General features: G+C 75.5%; 2 protein-coding genes. One reads left to right on the forward strand and one right to left on the reverse strand.

The features are described 5' to 3' along the window. Positions 1–3: 3 nt before the first annotated feature. Positions 4–1,614: a PucR family transcriptional regulator gene (locus tag ACFV0G_RS33935; RefSeq protein ID WP_380556299.1), complete on the reverse strand. Its 1,611-nt coding sequence runs from the start codon at positions 1,612–1,614 to the stop codon at positions 4–6. Positions 1,615–1,759: 145 nt separating this feature from the next. Between ACFV0G_RS33935 and ACFV0G_RS33940 the strand changes: the two genes are divergently transcribed. After that, on the forward strand, positions 1,760–2,241 hold a 482-nt coding region (locus tag ACFV0G_RS33940; protein ID WP_380556301.1), incomplete at its 3' end, for a PadR family transcriptional regulator.

A 2,241-nucleotide genomic window follows, 5' to 3' on the forward strand; every position in this document is an offset into this window, starting at 1 on the left:
GTATCAGGCGTCGTCGGCGGGCAGCCGCAGTTGGAGCATCGCCAGCAGCCGCTGCTGAGGCTGGGCCAGGTCCATCCCGGTCAGCTGCTCAGCCCGGCGCACCCGGTAGCGCAGGGTGTTGGGGTGGATGTGCAGGGCGTCGGCGGCCACCCGGACCTCGCCGAGCGCGTCCAGCCAGGCCAGCACCGACTCGGCCAGCCGGGTGCCGTGCCGCCGGTCGTACTCGGCCAGCTCGGTCAGCCGCGGGTCGCGCAGCTCGCCGTGCTCCTGGAGCAGCGCGAGCACCTCGCTGACCAGGACCTCCGCCTGGACGTCGCGCAGTGCCGCGACCTCCGGCGCGACCCCGCCGCGGCCCATGGCGTCCAGGATCCGGTCCGCCTGCGCCCGGGACTCGGGCACCCGCGCCAGCGAGTCGACCACCGGCCCGATGGCCGCCCGCAGCCGCACCCCGAGGTGCTCGCGGGCCGCCGCGACCACCTCCTGCGCCCAGCCGCGCAGCGTCGCCACCGGCAGCTCCGGCGGGAGTTCGGGCAGCAGCACGTACACCCGCGACTCGATCGGCGCGAGCAGCGCGCCGCGGTGCCGGGCCGCGGTGTGCACCGAGATCAGGCCGGTCACCTCGGCCCGGGTCAGCTCCAGGTCGGAGCCCTCCGAGGGGGCGTCGGCCGCGTACGCCAGCACCAGGGCGGGCCGGCGCGGGGCGAGCCCGAGGTGGGTGGCGAGCGACTGCGGGCCGGTGGAGCCCTCCAGCAGGCCGGTGAGCAGGGTCTGGGTGAGCCGGACGTCCGCCGACAGCTCGCGCCGCCGCCGCACCAGCTGCCCGGCGGCCACCCGGGCGGCGCCGACCAGGGCCTGCTCGGACCGGTCGGCCAGCGGCTGCGCGCCCTCCTGCACCCAGATGGTGCCGAGCAGCTGGGCGCCGGCCCGGATCCCGATCGCCAGCCGGCGGCGGATCCCGATCTCCGGGTGCTCGGCGATCTCGATCACCCCGTCCGAGCTGCGCAGGTGCTGGAAGACGCCCCACTCGCGGAGCTTGGACAGGTACGGCTCGGGGCCCTGCCAGCCGAGGATGGACAGCCGCCGCAGGTCGTCGACCTCGTCGGAGTCCGAGGAGCGCGAGTAGGCGAGCACCCGGCTGGAGGTGTCCTCGATCGAGACGATGCCGTGGGTGAGCGCGGCGACCGTCTGCGCCAGCGAGAACAGGTCGCCGACGCCCTGCTCGGGCCCCTCGGGGGTGTCCGGCCCGGAGATCAGCGCGCGGGCGAGCGCGTCCAGGTGTTCCCAGCGGGTCTCCCGCCGGACGGACAGCAGCGCCACCCCGGCCTCGGCCGCGGCCTCGCGCAGTGCGTCGGCCTGCCCGGGACTGTCCAGCTTGACCGCGACCGCCGCCGCGCCCGCCCGCCCGGCCGCGCGCAGCGCGGGCAGGGCCGCCCGGCCGCGGGCGCCGATCGCCAGCACCAGTTCGCCGGCGCCGGCGGCGGGCGGGTCCTCCGGATCGAGGATCGCCACGTCCCGGACGGGGACGTCGAGGCCGGCCGGCGCGGTCTGCAGCACGACGAGCGGTTCGCCCAGGGACATCAGCAGCTGTCGCAGCGGGAGCCCGGGGGCCGTCATCGGAGGGTCTCCTTCGTCCGCTCGGACCATGCGGTAGGGAGGATTTTATCCGGTCGGACAGACTTCCGGCCCGGTCCCGGCATATGGTTGACATCGACTATTCGGAGTCGGATAGTCGATCCTGACTAAGAGAGAAGGAATCCCGGTGGCGAAGCGGCGCAAGGTGGCCAACCCCCTCGCTCTGGCGGTCCTGGCCGAACTCGTGGCCGAGCCGATGCACCCGTACGAGATGGGGCGGCGGCTCAAGGAGCACGGCAAGGACCGCGACATCCGGTACACCCGCAGCTCGCTCTACATGGTCGTGGAGCAGCTGCGGAAGGCCGGGTTCGTCGCCGCGCAGGAGACCGTGCGGGACACCCAGCGGCCCGAGCGCACCGTCTACGCGCTCACCGACGACGGCCGGTCCGAGCTCCACGACTGGATGCGCGAACTGGTCGCCGAACCGCAGCACGAGTACCCGCTGTTCGGGGTCGCGCTGTCCCTGCTCGCCGTGCTCCCGCCGCTGGAGGCGGGGGCCCCGCGGGGGGCGGGCCCCCCCCCCCGGGGCCCCCCCGGCGGGGGGAGACCCCCCAACCCACGGCGCCCCCGCCGCCGCGGGGGGCCCGGGGAAAAGAACAGAGAGGTGGT

This window comes from Kitasatospora sp. NPDC059571, from assembly GCF_042735675.1.
Classification (GTDB): domain Bacteria; phylum Actinomycetota; class Actinomycetes; order Streptomycetales; family Streptomycetaceae; genus Kitasatospora.